Raw genomic sequence first — 16526 nt, 5'->3', positions numbered from 1 at the left:
CGCCGCGGCCGCCTTGCTCCAAGAGTTGAAGCGGGTCGAAAGCCGGACCATCGTGACGCAGCAAGATGTGATGGCCGCGTGAGCGGATGCTGGTCCACGTCGCCTCTCCATGTATGAACGCGTTAAGGCCGAGCTCATAGAGCACGAACTTGACCAGTTCCGTCTTCTGCGCAGTCCATAGGTGTCTCGGCGAGGCGTCCTCGATGAACTCGGCGCACGTCGTGCGCCACTCCGCCCGAGGGTCTCGTGGGCTTTGAAGGCGACGGTAGTGAGGCAGCAGGCCAGCAGAGCGATCAATGCCTCTTTGACCGCTGAGGTCGGCCGCCGCAAGTTCCGTTGCTCGCCTCTTCCAAGCACGCAGAAGTCGCACTGTGTAGCGACCTGTGTCGTTGTCCACCAGTTTGGCATGGTTCTTGCACAACCAGATGCCATTCGCGGCCGCAGACCTTTCGCTGTGGGACAGGGTAGCGTCGTACCGCGGGCCGTTCTCTGAGGCGGCGGTGATGTGAGCCGCGTCTCCGAGATTCGCCGTGCCCGTAGCCGAGGAATCCGACGGCCCCGAGGTCATGGAGCGGCAGTAAGGGTTTCCACAGCGCAGGCCAGCTTCACTTGCCAACGCCTGCTTGGCTTTAGGCGAGAAGTCATCCCGGCCGCTTGACATGATGAGATCAGTTTAGGGCCAGTTCAGTCCTTGCGGGCGGGATCAGAGGCCGTACCCCTACTACTCGGGTCTTGGACAAGTGAGACTCGTCTAGTGCCCATCCGTCGCCGCCGGTCCGTCCTGGGGTCTATGTTCGAGGACTTCTGGTTTAGCGGTGCTCGCGCCGCAGGGCTTCCACGCGGGCCAAAGGATCGCGCTGAGGCACCCTGCGCATCGCCACTGGTTCGCCGTGGCGAGTTGGTGAGGCCGTGTGCCGCATGAATCGAGACCCAGCTCCGTCCCGACCGTACCCACAGACCCTTCGGTGCGGCGCCGCTCTCCAGGTGCAGGACCGCGCCGCCGCGACCATGCGCGGGTCATAATCACTCCGGCGGGAGAAATGGCTGTTGACGTGGGGTTCGCTCAGCCTTGACTGATCAGGGCCTGGGCGACGGTGCGTACCCGGTCGATGGGGACGGCGAAGCCGATGCCGATGTTGCCGCTGGGGCCGCCGAGGGTGGCGATGGAGGTGTTGATCCCGACGACACGGCCCTGGAGGTCGACCAGCGGGCCGCCGGAGTTGCCGGGGTTGATGGCGGCGTCGGTCTGGATCATCTCGGGCCTCGATCCGGAGGAGCGGTGGGGTGAGCTGACGATGCCGGAGGTCACCGTGCCGTTGAGACCGAGAGGCGAGCCGACGGCGATCACGGGCTGCCCGATCCGGAGGTTGCCGCTCTGACCGATGGTGGCGGCGCGTACGGCATTGGGGTTGGTGGCGATCACCGCGATGTCGTTGCGCTCGTCGCTGCCGATGACGCGGCCCGAGGTGGTGCTGCCGTCGGCGAGCACCAGGCTCACCGAGTCGGAGCCCTGGACGACGTGGGCGTTGGTGACCACATGACCGACGCCGTCGATCGCGACCCCGGAGCCGGTGCCGCGGCCCGCACGGACCTGCACCACGCTGGGCAGGATGCGCTGGGCGGCGGCCTCGGTGGCGTTGGTCGGCGCGCCTCCCTGAGGTGCTGGGGCCGGCGCGGCGATGGTGCCCGCGCCGGGCTCGGGGTCGGGGGTGATGAGGGTGATCGCGCCGCTGGTCGCCGCACCCGCTACGACGGCCGCCGCGAGGGTGAGCATGACGGTGCGGGTACGCCGTGGCCGCTTGGCCAGCGCGGCGGGCGGCTCCGGGGGAGCGCCGGCCGGTGGGCCCTGTGGATCGGGAAAGCGTCGTGGGGCGACCAGCCGCACCCTGCCGTAGCGGTCACGCACCACACGTCGCGCCGGAGGGGGCGCCGACAGGGGGGTCGGGCTCGGCGCGGCCGGTGGTGCCGGCGTGGGTGCGACTGGTCGGATCGGGGGTGGTGGTGCGGGCTGGAGCGGGCGCGCGGCGCGCGAGGGCGGAGCCGAGACGGTCCACTGCTGGGGTCCGGTGGGTCGGCCGAGGCCCGGCCCCGGCGATGCGGTGTCGTTCACGAGAGTGCCTTTCCGGAGTGCCTAGATGAGCCGGGCGAACCAGCGCAGGGAGAGCGCGGCGGCGGCGAAGGCGAGGACCATGGCGCCGAGGACGACCCAGACGGTGATCTCGCGGTACTCGACGTGGTAGCCGACGAGGGTGCCGATGTCGTCGTAGACCTCGCGCAGCTCGTCGGCGCTGGAGGCGCGGTAGAACTCGCCGCCGGTGGTGTCGGCCAGCTGGCGCAGGGTGTCTTCGCGGACCTCGACCGACTGTCCGCCGGGCAGGGCGGCGCTGGCGCCCTCGGTCCCGTAGGCGATCGTCGAGACCGGCAGTCCCGCCTCACTGGCGGCCTCGGCCGCCGCCACCGGGTTGCGGCCTGCGGAGTTGCCGCCGTCGGAGAGGAGTACGAGGTGGGCTGGGGACCCGCTCTCGTCGGTTTCGTCGGTGTCGTCGGAGCCGTTGGGCGAGGGTGAGGCGGACGGACCGCCCGCGGCTTCGTCCAGGATCTGCCGCAGGTCGTTGACCGAGGAGTAGACGGCCTCGCCGATGGCGGTGCCGCCGTCGGGTGGGCCGAGACCTTCGACGCTCCGGGTGACCAGGGCGTGGTCGGTGGTCGGGCTGGAGACGACGCGGGCGTTGCTCGAGAAGCTGACGAGTCCGACGTTGTAGCGCGGTGGCAGCTGCTCGATGAAGTCGACGGCGGCTGCCTTGGCGGCCTCGAGACGGTTGGGTGGCATGTCCTCGGCCGACATCGAGGCGGAGGTGTCGATGGCGACCAGGATCGTGGCGCGCTCGTACGGCACCTGTGCCCGGACCTGGGGCTGGGTGGTGGCGACCGCGAGCAGGGCCAGGGCACCGACCACCAGCCCGGCGGCCAGATGGCGGCGCCAGCGTGGGCGGTGCGGGACGAGGCGCTCGAGCATGGGCGCGGTGGCGAACCGGAGGGCGTACTTGATCCGGCGGCGCTGCATCACCAGATAGCCGATGGCGAGCAGGGCGACCGGGACCAGCGCGAGCAGGAACAGGGGCTGGGTGAGTCTCATCGAGGGCTCCTTCCGATCAGTGGGTGGCCGAGCGTGAGCGGGCCGGTCGGGGATGCCGTGCCCGGCGGCGCAGCAGGCGGATGAGCAGGCGTGCCCAGTCGTCGTCGGTCGAGACCCGGAGGTGGTCCGCACCGGCGGCCCGGAGGGCCTCCGCGTTGTGCTCGCGCAGCGACCTCATCGCCTCGGCGTACGCCGCCCGCAGCCGCGGGTCGGAGGTGTCGGCCTCGTGCTGACGGCCGGTCTCCGGATCGAGGATCGTGACGTGGCCGACGGCGGGAAGGTCGAGCTCGCGGGGGTCCACGATCTCGACGACGATCACGTCGTGGCGGGCGGTCAGCCGCCGCAGCGGCGGCTCCCAGTCGAAGGTCCGCTCCCAGGTCCCGTCCGCGGGCAGCAGGTCGGACACGATCACCCGCAGCCCCGGGATCCGGGCGCGGCGGCCGAGCTCGACCAGCGCTGCGGCGAAGGTGGCGCCGGTCGCCGCCTCGGACGTACGCGGCGAGGGCGGCTCCGTGGTCAGCAGCCGGCGGGCTACCCGGCGACCGGTGGTGGGCGGGCGCCAACGTACGCCGCCGGCATCGAGGATCCCGAGACCGACCCGGTTGCCGGGGCCGTCGGCCACGATGCCGATCGCGGAGACGGTCGCCTCGGCGACCTCCACCTTCTCGGCGAGCGCGGTTCCGAATGCCATGCTGGGGGTGCGGTCGACCAGGACCCAGGTCTCGAGCTCGTGCTCGGCCTGGGTGAGCCAGACGTGCGGGTCGCCCAGGCGGGCGGTGGCGTTCCAGTCGATGCGGCGTACGTCGTGGCCGGGGGAGTAGGGGACCAGCTCCTCGGCGTCGCTGCCCGGCCCGAGCCGCAGGCCGGCGGTCTCGCCCTGGAGCAGCCCGCTCACTCGCCGCTGGACGGTCAGATCCAGCCTCCGGAAGGCGCCGTCGGGCGAGCGCCGTGCCGGGTTCACGAGGCCAGCTCCGCATCGGGTGCCGGCTCGGCGGTCTCGGAGTCGTCGTCGCTCGGCGTCGCCCGCGGTTGCGGGACGACGGCGAGGACGGCGTCCACGACGGCGCGGGGGTCGACCCCGTCGGCCTCGGCGTCGAAGGTGAGCACCAGCCGGTGGGCCAGGATGTCGCCGGCCAGGTCGGCGACATCGCCGGGCAGCACGTAGTCGCGCCCGCGCAGCAGTGCCAGGGCGCGACCTGCGGTGATGAGACCGAGGCTGCCACGTGCGCTGACGCCGTAGGCCAGCAGCCCCTCGAGGTGGCGGAGCCCGTAGGCATGCGGCGTACGCGTCGCCATGACGAGCTTGACCGCATACTGCGCGACGGTGTGATGGACGAAGACCTGGTCCGCTCGTGACTGCAGGTGTCGCAGCGCGGTGGCGTCGAGGATCTGCTCGGCGCGTGGTGGCTGCGTGCCCATCCGCTGGATGATGGTCATCTCCTCGAGCTCGTCGACGTGGCCGACGTCGACCTTGAGCAGGAAGCGGTCGCGCTGGGCCTCGGGCAGCCGGTAGACGCCGTCGTTCTCGATCGGGTTCTGGGTGGCGAGGACGAGGAACGGGTCGGGCAGGCGGTGGCTGGTGCCGCCGATGCTGACCTGGCGCTCCGCCATCGCCTCCAGCAGCGCCGACTGCACCTTGGCCGGGGCCCGGTTGATCTCGTCGGCGAGGACGAGGTTGGCGAAGACCGGTCCCAGCTCGGTGTCGAACTGCTCCGCCGACGGGCGCCAGACCCGGGTGCCGACGATGTCGGAGGGCATCAGGTCCGGGGTGAACTGGAGCCGGGCGAACGAGCCGCCGACGACGTCGGCGAGGGTGCGTACGGCCAGGGTCTTGGCGACACCCGGCACACCCTCGAGCAGCACATGGCCGCGGGCGAGCAGCCCGACCAGCATCCGCTCGATCATCAGGTCCTGTCCCACGACCACGCGCTTGACCTCGAACAGCACCCGCTCGAGGACGGCACTCGTCCCGATGTCGGACCGGATCGGCTCGGTGATCGGCTGCTTCTGCTCTGGCTCCCACATGGGGGACCTCCCTGGCTGGGTGTGTCGTGGCTGTGGCCTGGATGGCTCTGCTGAGCACCGATCACATCGGAGAAGGGCGAAAACCAGCGGAAACGGCACCGAAAGCGATCCGAAAGAGCTGGGCGGAACCGATACCGAGCGATTACTTCCTACGCATGGGCGCCGGCCCGGCCACGCGCTACCGTTCTTGAGCGTGAGGGTCTTGATCGTCGAGGACCAGGCGGGCCTGGTCAGCGCCCTGCGGGTCGCGCTGCAGCGGGAGGGGTACGCCGTCGACGGGGCTGGATCTGTTGCCGACGCGATGGAGAAGCTCGGCGTGAACGCCTACGACCTCGTCGTCCTGGACATCAATCTGCCCGACGGCAGCGGCTTCGAGGTGGCCGCGGCGCTGCGTACGGGGGATCTGGAGATCCCCGGCGAGGAGGCACCGCGGATCCTGATGCTCACCGCCCGCAACCGTCTCGACGACCGGGTCCGCGGCCTCGACGTCGGTGCCGACGACTACCTGACCAAGCCGTTCGAGCTGGCCGAGCTGACCGCGCGGCTGCGCGCACTGCTGCGCCGGCCGAGCAGCGATGGCTCCGCCGTGCTGACGCACGGGCCGATCCGGCTCGACACCGCCCGGCAGCTGGCCCGGCGGGGCGACCGCGAGCTCGGCCTGACGCTCAAGGAGTTCTCCGTCCTGCGCTACCTGATGTCCCGGCCCGCCTACATCGTCTCGGCCGAGGAGCTTCTGGAGCACGTGTGGGACGAGAACGCCGACCCGTTCACCCAGACCGTGCGGGTCACCGTCGGCACGCTGCGCCGCAAGCTCACCGTCGGCGAGGAGGCGCCGGCCCTCGAGACCGTCGTCGGCCGCGGCTACCGGCTCCGGGATCTGCCCGAGCTGGACCGGGGTGTGACCGCATGAGTGAGGGCCGGCTGGCGCGGGTGCCCCGCTGGCTCCGTACGGTGCGGGTGCGGCTGACCCTGACGTACTCCTCGCTCCTGTTCGGCGTGACCGCGCTGCTGCTCGCGGGGGTCTATCTCGCGGTCTCCAGCAGCATCAGCGCCGCGCCGCTGGACCCGGTGACGGTCAAGAAGTTCGAGACCGAGGACGGCCACATCGTCTACAAGCCGGGCCAGGAGTTCCAGGCCGCGGACTTCGCCGACGTCCAGGAGGCGGTCAACTACGCCTCGCTCCAGACGCTGCGCAACTACTCGATCATCGCGCTGATCGTGATGTTCGTGCTCAGCCTGGCCATCGGCTGGTGGGTGGCCGGTCGCGCGCTGCGGCCGGTCGGCGCGATCACCCGCACCGCCCAGGAGATCAACGCCTCCGACCTCACCCGGCGCATCGGCGCGACCGGGCCGCACGACGAGCTGCGTACGCTCGCCGACACCATCGACTCCATGCTCGCCCGCCTCGACCGGGCGTTCTCCGACCAGCGCCGGTTCGTCGAGGACGTCTCCCACGAGCTGCGCAACCCGGTCTCGCTCATCCACACCAACGTCGAGGCCGTCCTCGCCAACGAACGCTCCACGATCCCCGAGCGGCGCGAGGCCAGCCTGGTCGTGCTCCAGGCGACCCGCCGGATGCGCCGCCTCATCGAGGACCTACTGGCCATCGCCCGCAGCCGATCGGAGGCCTTCACCGACCGTCAGGTCGACCTGGCCGGAGCCGTCACCGCGGCCGTTCGGGAGTACCGGCTGCCGGCGGAGGCACGCGGTCTCAGTGTGGTCGAGCGCAGCCATGGTGGACCGGTCGTCGTCGGCGACCCCGACGCGCTGCAGCGCGTCATGGCCAACCTGCTGTCCAACGCCGTCAGACTCGCCCCGGCCGGCTCCACCCTCACGGTCGGCATGGGCAGCCGCGACGGCTGGGCCTGGGCCGCGGTCGCCGACGAGGGACCGGGAATCGACGAGGCGAACCAGGAACGCGTCTTCGACCGGTTCTACCGCGGGAACGGTACGTCCGGCGACGACGCCGTCACCGACGGGTCGGGCCTCGGCCTCTCCATCGCCCGCCAGATCGCCGAGAGCCACGAGGGCCGGCTCGTCCTGGTCAGCCACGGGAAGGCCGGGAGCACCTTCGTGCTCTGGCTCCCCGACCACGCCATGAACCGTTCCGCGGGGCGCACCGACTCGCCACCAGAAGGCGACCCGCTGCTGGGGCTGCCCGCCGACCCACCGCTCGAGGAGTGAGCATGAGAACAGCAACGACGTGGTTCGGCGTACGAGCTCTTGCCCCGGTGGTTCTGCTCGGAGCCGTCACCAGCGCCTGCATGAACGTCACCGTCCAGGTGGACCCGGCGCCCCCGCCGCCCACCAAGCCGACGACCTACTACGGCACGGTCGAGACGGTCGAGGAAGCCCGCTGGTCGACGACGTACGCCGACGACCGGACGTACGAGACGTGGGACGACTGCTGGGCGAGCTGAACCGCGGCTACCGCTTCCCGAGCAGCTGGCGTGCCATCACCACGCGCTGGATCTGGTTGGTGCCTTCGTAGATCTGGGTGATCTTGGCGTCGCGCATCATGCGTTCGAGGGGGAAGTCCTGGGTGTAGCCGGCTCCACCGAGGAGCTGGACGGCGTCGACGGTGATCTCCATGGCGGTGTCGCTGGCGAAGCACTTGGCGGCTGCCCCGAAGAAGGACAGGTCGCCGGCGTCCCGCTGGGACTTGGCGGCAGCGACGTAGACGAGCTGGCGGGCGGCCTCGAGCTTCATGGCCATGTCGGCGAGCATGAACTGGATCCCCTGGAAGTCGGCGATGTGCTTGCCGAACTGCTGGCGCTCCTGGACGTAGGCCAGTGCATGGTCGAGGGCGCCCTGGGCGATGCCGACGGCTTGGGCGGCGATCGTGATGCGGGTGTGGTCCAGGGTGCGCAGGGCGAGCTGAAGGCCGGTGCCGGGTTCGCCGATGACGCGGTCGTCAGGCAGGTAGACGGCGTCGAACATCAGCTCGCAGGTGGGGGAGCCCTTGATGCCCAGCTTCTTCTCGGGTGCGCCGATGGTGAACCCCTCGTCGCCCTTCTCCACGACGAAGGCACTCACGTTGGATCCGCGCCGGCCGTCAGGATCGGTGACCGCGAGAACCGTGTAGTAGTCGGAGACACCTGCGTTGCTGATCCACGACTTCTGGCCGCTCAGCACCCAGTGGTCGCCGTCGCGGACGGCGCGGGTCTTCATGGAGGCGGTGTCGGAGCCGGCCTCGCGCTCGGAGAGGGCGTAGGAGAACGTCGAGGTGCCGGCGGCGAGCGGCGGGAGGTATCGCTGGTTGAGGCTCTCGGAGCCGGCCAGGATGAGCGGGAGGCTGCCGAGCTTGTTGACCGCGGGGATCAGGGAGGAGGAGGCGCACACGCGAGCGATCTCCTCGATGATGATGCAGGTCGCCAGGGCATCGGCGCCCTCGCCGCCGTACTCCTCGGGCACGTGCGCCGCGTGGAGGCCGGAGGCGACGAGCGCGTCGTAGGCCTCGGTCGGGAACCGCGCGTCGGCATCGACCTCTGCGGCGTACGGAGCGATCTTGTTCACCGCGATCGCGCGCACGGCCTCGCGCAGGTCGAGGTGGTGGTCGGCGAGCTCGAGGTAGGGAAAGTCGTCGGACATGGTGCCTCCTTGATCGATGGCGTTGGTCAGTAGTGGTAGAAGCCGCGGCCGGTCTTGCGGCCCAGCAGACCGGCGTCGACCATGCGCGCGAGGAGCGGGGGCGGGGCGTAGAGCGGCTCCTTGAACTCCTCGTAGAGCGACTCGGCCACGGCCTTGGTCGTGTCCAGCCCGATCAGGTCCGCCAGCGCCAGCGGTCCCTGCGGGTGGGCCGCACCGCGGACGAGGCCCTGGTCGATGTCCTCGGCGGTCGCGAACCCGGACTCCAGCATCCGGATCGCGGAGAGCACGAACGGGATCAGCAGCGCGTTGACCACGAAGCCGGCCCGGTCCTGGGAGTCGATGGGGTGCTTGCCGAGGTCGTTCTCGACGAACGTACGCACGCGGTCGGCGGTCTCCGGCGCGGTCAGCAGGCTGGGCACGAGCTCCACCAGGGAGAGCACGGGGACCGGGTTGAAGAAGTGCAGCCCGATCACCTGCGCGGGCCGCTCGGTGGCGACCGCGAGCTTCATGATCGGGATGGAGGAGGTGTTGGAGGCCAGTACGGCCTCGGGGTCGGTGACGATGGCGTCGAGCCGGGTGAACAGCGCGGTCTTGGCGGCTTCGTCCTCGACGATCGCCTCGATGACCAGGTCCCGGTCGGCGAGTGCTTCGAGGTCGCTGCTGACGGTGATGCGCTCCAGCACCTCGGCGGCGTCGCTGATCTTGCCGCGCTGCTCGGCCCGTTCGAGGGAGGCCCGTAGCCGGTCGAGGCCGGCCTCGGCGGCCGCGGGGTTGGCGTCGATGAGGACGACGTCCTTGCCGGCGCGCGCGGTGACCTCGGCGATGCCGGCCCCCATCAGTCCGGCGCCGACGACGCCGACGCGGTTGAACCCGTTCATGTGCAGCCTCCTAGGTGTTGGTACGCCGTACCTTATAGACGGAACGGCGTACCAACAAGTAGGTTCAGGTCATGAGCGAGAAGCCTCGATCAGCGACGACGAAGGATCGCCTGGTCGCCGCGGCGTACGAACTGTTCGAGGAACGCGGCTTCGACGCGACGACCGCCGAGGACATCGCGCGTCGCGCCGGCGTCGGGCGTACGACCTTCTTCCGTGCGTTCGGGTCCAAGGACGACGTGATCTTTCCCGAGCACGACCTGCTGCTCGGCCGCATCGACGAGCGTCTGGCCGCGGCGACCCCGGCGACGCGCGCCGTCGCGCTGAGTGAGGCGGCGCGCGTGGTGCTGCGTCACTACCTCGACGAGGGGGAGCTGGCGCGAGCGCGCTACCGCCTGGTCGGCTCGGTGCCTGCCCTGCGCGCCCGTGAGACGGGTGGCATCCAGCAGTACCAGCGGCTGTTCGCACGCTGGCTTCGGGAGTGGATGTCCCACCTGCCTGACGGACATCTGCGCGCCGATCTGCTGGCGGCCGACCTCGTGACCGCCCACAACTACGTGCTCCGGCGCTGGCTCCGGGACCAGACCTCCGATCCCGAGAGCGAGTTCGACCAGGCGATGCGGGTCGCCCTCGAGCGCTATCAGCCCTCAGGGCTCGAGCCGTCCTCCACCGTGGTCGTGCTGCGCACCTCGGCCACGCCCGCCGCCATCCAGGCGCAGCTGCAGCCCCTGCTGGACGACGAAGCGCCCTGAGCCGCGAGGCACGTCGGCCTATCGGGTGGTGATCTCCGCGAACGGCAGCGGGCAGCAGTCGCTGCTCGCGCACTCGTGCAGGTCATCGCAACCGGCGTCGAGGGCCGCGCGGAGGTTGTCCCGGATCGCCGTGAGGTCCGCCATCCTGGCCTCGACCTCGACCAGCTTGGCCCGAGCGCGCGTCTGGAGTCCGGAGTCGCGCCCTCGCCGGCGGCCGACCTCGATCAGGTCGGCGACCTCGTCGAGGGTGAACCCGAGACGCTGGGCGGCCTTGATGATCCGCAGAGTCTGCACGGCTCGTTCGTCATAGAGCCGATGCCCGCCCGGACTTCGGTCCGGCTGAGCGATCAGCCCGCGGCGTTCGTAGTACCTCAACGTCTCCTTGTTCACGCCGGCCGCCCGGGCGACGTCGGCGATCCGCAGGCTCATGCCGACAGCTCCTGGGCTCGTTCGGCCAGGGCGTCCAGGATCTCCCGACGGTCGGGCGGCACCGAGATGTCGAGGGTGAGGTCCTGGTCGGTGCCCTCGATCGTGAAGGTGAAGAACGAGCAGCACGCGGTCTCGCGTGCGGCGAGGTCGCGGACGCGCTCGAGGAGCCCCTCCGTGCCGGTGAGCTGCATGAGTACGCCGTCGCCGCGGCGCCGAACGCCGCGGACCGACGTGGCGAACAGGTCATCGAACTCCGCCAGTCGTAGCGGGCGCTCAGCGGTCGGCAGCGTGCACGCGTCGGTGGTCAGCAGGTTCTCCATACCCACCACGGTAAACCTGGACCTTGGTACAGGTTGCAAGCCCAAGCCTGCCGGCGTCGCTCAGCGGGTGGCCAGGACGAGCGCGTACGCCTCCTCCGGATCGGTCCACCAGCGAAGGTCGCCGAAGCCCGCCGCGGCGAGCTCGAGTGCGGCGATGCTGCGACGGAACTTGCAGGACAGCTCGGTGAGGAGCTCTTCACCTTCGTCGAACTTGATGACGAGTTCGAGCTCGCTCAGCTCCACGCGGGCGGAGTCCTGCGCGACCAGCCGCATCTCGATCCGCTCCTCGTCGGCGTTCCACCGCGCCAGGTGCCGGAACCCGTCGAGATCGAAGTCGGCGCCCAGACTCTTGTTGAGAACGCGCAGTGCGTTGAGGTTGAACTCGGCGGTCACGCCGGCGGAATCGTCGTAGGCGGCGACCAGCTGACCGGGGTCCTTGACCAGGTCCAGCCCGAGCAGCAGACCCTCCCCGGGCTGCATGGCGGCGGCGACCGATCCCAGGAACCGCTCGCGGCCGGGGCGGTCGTAGTTGCCCAGTGTGCTGCCGAGCAGCGCGATCAGCCGGCGTCCCGGGGTCGGCAGCTGCCCGAGATGCTGGTCGAAGTCGGCGACGACACCGTGTAGCGCGAGCCCCGGCCGCTCGTCGGCGAGCGCGTCCATCGCCTGGGTGAGCGCGCTGGCGCTGACATCGACGGGGACGTACGTCGTCAGCCGGCCGGTCCGAGTCAGCGCGTCGAGCAGGAGCCGGGTCTTCTCCGAGGACCCGGACCCGAGCTCCAGAAGCACCTCGGCGTCGGAGGCCTCGGCGATCTCCCGGGCATGCTCGGTCAGCAGCGCTCGCTCGGTGCGGGTCGGGTAGTACTCCGGCAGCCGGGTGATCTCCTCGAACAGCTCCGAACCCCGTTGGTCGTAGAAGTACTTCGGCGGGAGCCACTTCGGCGACGCGCTCAGGCCGGTGCGGGCGTCCTCCGCGAGGCTCCGGCGCAGGTCCTCGGCGGTCAGCAGGGTGGTGAGGTCGGTGCTGTCGAGGGTCACGCGAGGTTCTCCTTCGGGTTGTGAAGCGGCATGTCGAGTCGCCACCAGGTGGGCCCGCACGGGCTGAGGACGCCGATGGTGCGCGGCGGGATCGAGGTGGACGGAGCGCCCGGGAGCGGACGGCCGCTGACGACGTACTCCCAGGACGCCGGCTCGACCAGGTGGCCGCCCTCGTCACCGGTCAGCAGGGCAAGCTCCTCCCCGTCGCTGAGGAGGACCGAGAAGCCGCCGACCGATATCTCGTTGGCGATCTGGACCACGGCAGAGCCGATCGGCAGGCGTTCCTGCTGCGCCTTGTCGAGGATGAGCGTCCAGGAGTCGTCGATGGTGCCGCTGACCGCGGCGGTCCATGGGCCGAGTCGCAGCGGAGCGGGGCAGTAGTCGTGGTCACAGGCCCAGTCGACGTGGGTGTGGGTTGGTCCGAGGATGCCGCGATGGGCACAGGTGACGGCTGCCGACCAGGTCACGCACGACGCCCGTCGTCGGCGAGCCGGAGCCCGGTGACGGGCCAGCGCGCACCAGGCGGGAAGAAGTTGCGGTACGAGGCGCGGGTGTGTCCCGGCGGGGTGAGCGCGCAGCCGCCGCGGAGCACCATCTGGCTCGACATGAACTTTCCGTTGTACTCACCGATCGCGCCGGCGGCGGGGTGGAAGCCCGGGTAGGGCAGGTACGCCGAGGAGGTCCACTCCCAGCAGTCCCCGAAGAGCTGTCGCAGGCCGCCGGTCGCGGGGCCGGCCGCCCGTGGGTGGAAGCTGTCCCGGTCGGCGAGGTTGCCGATCACCTCGTACGTCCGGGCAGCGTGCTCCCACTCGGCCTCGGTGGGCAGGCGCTTGCCTGCCCAGGTGGCGTACGCATCGGCCTCGTAGTGGCTCAGGTGGCAGACCGGCAGCCCGGGGTCGAGCGGGGACGTGCCGTGCAGGGTGTGCTCGAACCACTCTCCGTCGAGGTCGCGCCAGTAGAAGGGCGCTTCCCAGCCCTCGGCGTTGACCCGCGCCCACCCGTCCGAGAGCCACAGCTCGGGGCGCCGGTAGCCGCCGTCGGCCATGAACTCCAGCCACTCGCCGTTGGTGATCAGCCGGTCAGCCAGCCGGTACGGCTCCAGCCACTGCTGATGCCGTGGCAGCTCGTTGTCGAAGCAGAACCCACCACCCTCGGACCCGATCTCGACCAGACCACCGTCGAGGTCGACCCACCCCAGTCGGTCGGTCCCGCCGGCCGCGACCGGACGCCCGGCGTAGGTCGGCTGCAGCGGGTTGAGCGACAGCACGTGCTTGATGTCCATCAGCAGCAGCTCTTGGTGCTGCTGCTCGTGGTGGAAGCCGAGCTCGATGGTCGGAGCGAGCTTGGCGAAGGTGCCCTCGTCCACGCGGTCGAGCAGGTCCCGCACCCGGTCGTCGACGTTGCGGCGGTAGTCACCGACCTCGTACGCACCGGGGCGGCTGATCACGCCACGCATCGGCCGCGCGTACCTCGGCCCGACCTGCTCGTAGTAGCTGTTGAAGAGGAACCAGTACTTGTCCTGGAACGGTGTGAAGCCGGGCTCGTTCTCGGCCAGTACGAAGGTCTCGAAGAACCAGGTCACGTGTGCGCGATGCCACTTGGTCGGCGAGACGTCCGGCATCGACTGGACCGTCTGGTCCTCGGGGGAGAGGGGTGCGGCGAGGCGTTCGGTGTCGGCCCGGACTTCGTCGAAGCGGGCGATCGCAGTGGTCGTGTCCATCTCACGTCTCCTGACGGTGGAGGGTCGAGTACGGCGAGTGCTACGAACTACTCTGCCTGGTCGCCCAACCTTCGCCACGCGCTTTTAGCCGTGCCGCACACCGGGGCCATACCGGCCCCGGTGTGCGGCAACCGACGTCACCGTTCGCGTGTCAGCAGACGGCGTCTGCGGATGAATCGCAGGCGCTGAGGATCCGCTTGGTGACCTCGTCGACCTCACCGAGGCCGTCGACCTCGACGATGAGACCGCGCTCGCGGTACGCGTCGATGAGCGGCGCCGTCTGCTCGAGGTAGATCTCCTGACGACGGCGGATGATGTCCTCGGTGTCGTCCGCTCGGCCCTCCGTCTGGGCACGCTGCAGCAGCCGCTCGACCACCTCGTCCTCGTCGACGACGAGGCTGATGACGCCATCGATCTCGTCGCCGGCGGGTCTGATCATCCCGTCGAGCTCCTCGACCTGTGCGAGCGTGCGGGGATAGCCGTCGAGAAGGAAGCCGTTGGCCGCGTCGGGCTCGCCGATCCGGTCGCGGACCATGTTGTTGGTGATCTCGTCCGGCACGTACTCACCGGCGTCCAGGTAGCGCTTGGCCTCCAGACCGAGTGGAGTGGCCAGCGATACGTTGGCGCGGAAGATGTCGCCGGTGGAGATGGCCGGGATGCCGAAGTGCTGTGCGAGGCGCTTGGCCTGAGTTCCCTTACCAGCGCCCGGCGGGCCCATGATGATGATCCGCATCAGCGACCCGCCATGGTCGCGGGCTCGCCCGCGGCACGTTGCGCGCACGACCGGCACATCTCGGGAGACGTCATGTTGATCGGGAGCTCCCAGAACGTGTACCAGAGCGCGGTCGGTTCTCCGCAGGCCGTTCGCTGGGAGCCGTTCCTCCGGATGTGTACGGTCCCCCACGGCGAGCGGTCGCGAGAGTGCCGCGGCTGTGTCTGCGGCGCCGTCGCCAGCCACTGCATGCTCACGTTGCCGCGTGACTGGGGCCTGGGGAGAGTCGCAGGCGCTGGTGTCATCACAGGTCCCTTCAGCTACTTGATCTCGGCGATGACGGCGCCGTTGGTGACGGTCTCGCCCACGGTGGCGTTCAGTCCGGTGATGGTGCCGGCCTTGTGGGCCTTGAGGGGTTGTTCCATCTTCATGGCTTCGATGACCACGACGACGTCGCCCTCGGCGACCTGTTGGCCTTCGTCGACGGCGATCTTGACGATGGTGCCCTGCATCGGGGAGGTGACGGAGTCGCCGGAGGCGGCCGCGCCGGTCTTCTTCGCGGAGCGCTTGGGCTTCTTCGCCGCGGCACCGCCACCGGTGGTGAGGCCGCCGAGCCCGGCGGGCAGGGAGACGTTGAGGCGCTTGCCGCCGACCTCGACCACCACGGTCTGACGCTCGCCGGCCTCCTCGGCTTCACCCAGACCGCCAGCGTACGGGGTGATCTGGTTGTCGAAGTCGGTCTCGATCCAGGTCGTGTAGACGTCGAAGGACCCGTTGGCGGCGGTGTAGGCGGGGTCGTTCACGACGGCCTGGTGGAACGGGATCACGGTGGGCATCCCGTCGACCTTGAACTCGTCCAGGGCACGACGCGAACGCTCCAGGGCCTGTTCACGGGTGGTGCCGGTGATGATCAGCTTGGCGATGAGGGAGTCGAAGGCTCCCGGGATGGTCTCGCCCTTCTCATAGCCGCCATCCAGACGGACGCCGGGTCCGGCGGGGGGTGCCCATTCGGTGAGGGTGCCCGGGGCGGGCATGAAGTTGTTGCCGCCGTCTTCGGCGTTGATGCGGTATTCGATGGAGTGGCCGCGGACCTCGGGGTCGTCGTAGCCGAGCTCTTCGCCGGCGGCGATGCGGAACATCTCCCGCACGAGGTCGAGGCCGGTGACTTCCTCGGAGACGCAGTGTTCGACCTGGAGGCGGGTGTTGACCTCGAGGAAGGAGATGGTGCCGTCGGCGGCGACCAGGAACTCACAGGTTCCGGCGCCGACGTAGCCGGCCTCGCGCAAGATGGCCTTGGAGGACTCATACAGCCGTTTGTTCTGTTCCTCGGTCAGGAACGGGGCGGGGGCCTCCTCGACCAGTTTCTGGTGGCGGCGCTGCAGGGAGCAGTCCCGGGTGGAGACCACGACCACGTTGCCGTGGGTATCGGCCAGGCACTGGGTCTCGACGTGACGGGGCTTGTCGAGGAACTTCTCCACCAGACACTCACCCCGCCCGAACGCACCCACGGCCTCGCGGACCGCGGACTCGTACAGGTCGGGGATCTCCTCCAGGGTCCGGGCGACCTTCAGACCGCGGCCACCGCCGCCGAAGACGGCCTTGATCGCGACCGGCAGGCCGTACTCCTTGGCGAAGTCGACGATCTCGGAGGCGTCCTTGACCGGGTCCTTGAGCCCCGGCGCCAACGGCGCCCCGGCCTTCAAAGCGATCTGCTTGGCCTTGGCCTTGTCCCCCAGCGCATCGATGGCCTCAGGCGAGGGACCGATCCAGGTCAGACCCGCCTCGATCACGGCCTGGGCGAAGTCGGCGTTCTCGGCCAGGAACCCGTAGCCGGGGTGGACCGAGTCCGCACCCGACTGCTTGGCGACGTCGAGGATCTTCTCGATCGAGAGGTACGACTCCGCCGGGGTCGCGCCACCCAGGGCGTAGGA

The 16526-nt window shown here is 70.0% G+C and carries 17 protein-coding genes; 4 read left to right on the top strand and 13 right to left on the bottom strand.

The window, feature by feature from the left end; translation table 11 throughout:
• Positions 1 to 1063: 1063 nt before the first annotated feature.
• The 4 genes from ABTX24_RS21355 to ABTX24_RS21340 all read right to left on the bottom strand — a co-directional run bounded on the left by ABTX24_RS21355 (position 1064) and on the right by ABTX24_RS21340 (position 5161).
• On the bottom strand, positions 1064 to 1906 hold the full coding sequence (locus ABTX24_RS21355; RefSeq protein ID WP_350842408.1) for a S1C family serine protease: 843 nt from the start codon (positions 1904 to 1906) through the stop codon (positions 1064 to 1066).
• A gap of 225 nt (positions 1907 to 2131) precedes the next feature.
• Positions 2132 to 3136, bottom strand: a complete 1005-nt coding sequence (locus ABTX24_RS21350; protein WP_350842406.1) for a VWA domain-containing protein — start codon at positions 3134 to 3136, stop codon at positions 2132 to 2134.
• A gap of 16 nt (positions 3137 to 3152) precedes the next feature.
• Positions 3153 to 4097, bottom strand: coding sequence for a DUF58 domain-containing protein (locus ABTX24_RS21345; protein WP_350842404.1), 945 nt, complete (start codon positions 4095 to 4097; stop codon positions 3153 to 3155).
• Positions 4094 to 5161, bottom strand: a complete 1068-nt coding sequence (locus ABTX24_RS21340; RefSeq protein WP_160022092.1) for an AAA family ATPase — start codon at positions 5159 to 5161, stop codon at positions 4094 to 4096. The genes ABTX24_RS21345 and ABTX24_RS21340 overlap by 4 nt, the downstream gene beginning before the upstream one ends.
• 193 nt (positions 5162 to 5354) lie before the next feature.
• On the opposite strand from ABTX24_RS21340, the gene ABTX24_RS21335 reads away from it, so the two are divergent.
• The 3 genes from ABTX24_RS21335 to ABTX24_RS21325 are packed head-to-tail and all read left to right on the top strand — an operon-like array spanning position 5355 to position 7581.
• On the top strand, positions 5355 to 6071 hold the full coding sequence (locus tag ABTX24_RS21335) for a response regulator transcription factor (RefSeq protein WP_350842403.1): 717 nt from the start codon (positions 5355 to 5357) through the stop codon (positions 6069 to 6071).
• Positions 6068 to 7345: a sensor histidine kinase gene (locus ABTX24_RS21330; protein ID WP_350842401.1), complete on the top strand. Its 1278-nt coding sequence runs from the start codon at positions 6068 to 6070 to the stop codon at positions 7343 to 7345. Before ABTX24_RS21335 ends, ABTX24_RS21330 begins: the two co-directional genes overlap by 4 nt.
• A gap of 2 nt (positions 7346 to 7347) precedes the next feature.
• A complete protein-coding gene (locus tag ABTX24_RS21325) occupies positions 7348 to 7581 on the top strand; it encodes a hypothetical protein (protein WP_350842399.1) in 234 nt (77 codons plus the stop codon).
• 7 nt (positions 7582 to 7588) lie between these two features.
• Here ABTX24_RS21325 and ABTX24_RS21320 read toward each other — a convergent pair whose 3' ends face one another.
• Both ABTX24_RS21320 and ABTX24_RS21315 read right to left on the bottom strand, forming a co-directional pair.
• Positions 7589 to 8752, bottom strand: a complete 1164-nt coding sequence (locus ABTX24_RS21320; protein ID WP_350842397.1) for an acyl-CoA dehydrogenase family protein — start codon at positions 8750 to 8752, stop codon at positions 7589 to 7591.
• Positions 8753 to 8778: 26 nt separating this feature from the next.
• Positions 8779 to 9630, bottom strand: coding sequence for a 3-hydroxybutyryl-CoA dehydrogenase (locus tag ABTX24_RS21315; protein WP_350842395.1), 852 nt, complete (start codon positions 9628 to 9630; stop codon positions 8779 to 8781).
• A 71-nt stretch (positions 9631 to 9701) separates the two neighbouring features.
• Here ABTX24_RS21315 and ABTX24_RS21310 point away from each other — a divergent pair, with 71 nt between their 5' ends.
• Positions 9702 to 10379 carry a TetR family transcriptional regulator gene (locus ABTX24_RS21310; RefSeq protein ID WP_350842393.1) on the top strand — a complete coding sequence of 226 codons (678 nt, stop codon included), beginning with the start codon at positions 9702 to 9704 and terminating at the stop codon, positions 10377 to 10379.
• Between the two features lie 18 nt (positions 10380 to 10397).
• Here the strand turns inward: ABTX24_RS21310 and ABTX24_RS21305 are convergent, their stop codons facing one another.
• The 7 genes from ABTX24_RS21305 to ABTX24_RS21275 form a co-directional block, all read right to left on the bottom strand.
• Complete coding sequence (locus ABTX24_RS21305) at positions 10398 to 10808, bottom strand: MerR family transcriptional regulator (RefSeq protein WP_350842392.1); 411 nt, start codon at positions 10806 to 10808, stop codon at positions 10398 to 10400.
• Positions 10805 to 11128 carry a hypothetical protein gene (locus ABTX24_RS21300; protein ID WP_350842390.1) on the bottom strand — a complete coding sequence of 108 codons (324 nt, stop codon included), beginning with the start codon at positions 11126 to 11128 and terminating at the stop codon, positions 10805 to 10807. The genes ABTX24_RS21305 and ABTX24_RS21300 overlap by 4 nt, the downstream gene beginning before the upstream one ends.
• A gap of 60 nt (positions 11129 to 11188) precedes the next feature.
• A complete protein-coding gene (egtD, locus tag ABTX24_RS21295) occupies positions 11189 to 12163 on the bottom strand; it encodes an L-histidine N(alpha)-methyltransferase (RefSeq protein ID WP_350842388.1) in 975 nt (324 codons plus the stop codon).
• Complete coding sequence (locus ABTX24_RS21290; protein WP_350842386.1) at positions 12160 to 12630, bottom strand: hypothetical protein; 471 nt, start codon at positions 12628 to 12630, stop codon at positions 12160 to 12162. The genes egtD and ABTX24_RS21290 overlap by 4 nt, the downstream gene beginning before the upstream one ends.
• Positions 12627 to 13883, bottom strand: coding sequence for an ergothioneine biosynthesis protein EgtB (gene egtB / locus ABTX24_RS21285; protein ID WP_350842384.1), 1257 nt, complete (start codon positions 13881 to 13883; stop codon positions 12627 to 12629). Before egtB ends, ABTX24_RS21290 begins: the two co-directional genes overlap by 4 nt.
• Positions 13884 to 14034: 151 nt before the next feature.
• The gene (locus tag ABTX24_RS21280; protein ID WP_350842382.1) at positions 14035 to 14616 is read right to left on the bottom strand and encodes an adenylate kinase; all 582 of its coding nucleotides are present in this window, start codon (positions 14614 to 14616) and stop codon (positions 14035 to 14037) included.
• Positions 14617 to 14915: 299 nt separating this feature from the next.
• Positions 14916 to 16526: acetyl/propionyl/methylcrotonyl-CoA carboxylase subunit alpha (locus ABTX24_RS21275; RefSeq protein ID WP_350842380.1), on the bottom strand; the 1611-nt coding region annotated here is incomplete at its 5' end.

This window comes from Nocardioides sp. NPDC127514, from assembly GCF_040302125.1.
Lineage (GTDB): Bacteria > Actinomycetota > Actinomycetes > Propionibacteriales > Nocardioidaceae > Nocardioides.
This window is presented reverse-complemented; position numbering and strand designations above follow the sequence as displayed.

What these genes read in the sequence shown, in the direction of transcription:
- ABTX24_RS21325 (WP_350842399.1), top strand. Translation starts at nt 7,348, where the DNA reads ATGAGAACAGCAACGACGTGGTTCGGCGTACGAGCTCTTGCCCCGGTG.
- egtB (WP_350842384.1), bottom strand. Translation starts at nt 13,883, where the DNA reads ATGGACACGACCACTGCGATCGCCCGCTTCGACGAAGTCCGGGCCGAC.
- ABTX24_RS21340 (WP_160022092.1), bottom strand. Translation starts at nt 5,161, where the DNA reads ATGTGGGAGCCAGAGCAGAAGCAGCCGATCACCGAGCCGATCCGGTCC.
- ABTX24_RS21330 (WP_350842401.1), top strand. Translation starts at nt 6,068, where the DNA reads ATGAGTGAGGGCCGGCTGGCGCGGGTGCCCCGCTGGCTCCGTACGGTG.
- ABTX24_RS21315 (WP_350842395.1), bottom strand. Translation starts at nt 9,630, where the DNA reads ATGAACGGGTTCAACCGCGTCGGCGTCGTCGGCGCCGGACTGATGGGG.
- ABTX24_RS21310 (WP_350842393.1), top strand. Translation starts at nt 9,702, where the DNA reads ATGAGCGAGAAGCCTCGATCAGCGACGACGAAGGATCGCCTGGTCGCC.
- ABTX24_RS21305 (WP_350842392.1), bottom strand. Translation starts at nt 10,808, where the DNA reads ATGAGCCTGCGGATCGCCGACGTCGCCCGGGCGGCCGGCGTGAACAAG.
- ABTX24_RS21350 (WP_350842406.1), bottom strand. Translation starts at nt 3,136, where the DNA reads ATGAGACTCACCCAGCCCCTGTTCCTGCTCGCGCTGGTCCCGGTCGCC.
- ABTX24_RS21320 (WP_350842397.1), bottom strand. Translation starts at nt 8,752, where the DNA reads ATGTCCGACGACTTTCCCTACCTCGAGCTCGCCGACCACCACCTCGAC.
- ABTX24_RS21280 (WP_350842382.1), bottom strand. Translation starts at nt 14,616, where the DNA reads ATGCGGATCATCATCATGGGCCCGCCGGGCGCTGGTAAGGGAACTCAG.
- ABTX24_RS21300 (WP_350842390.1), bottom strand. Translation starts at nt 11,128, where the DNA reads ATGGAGAACCTGCTGACCACCGACGCGTGCACGCTGCCGACCGCTGAG.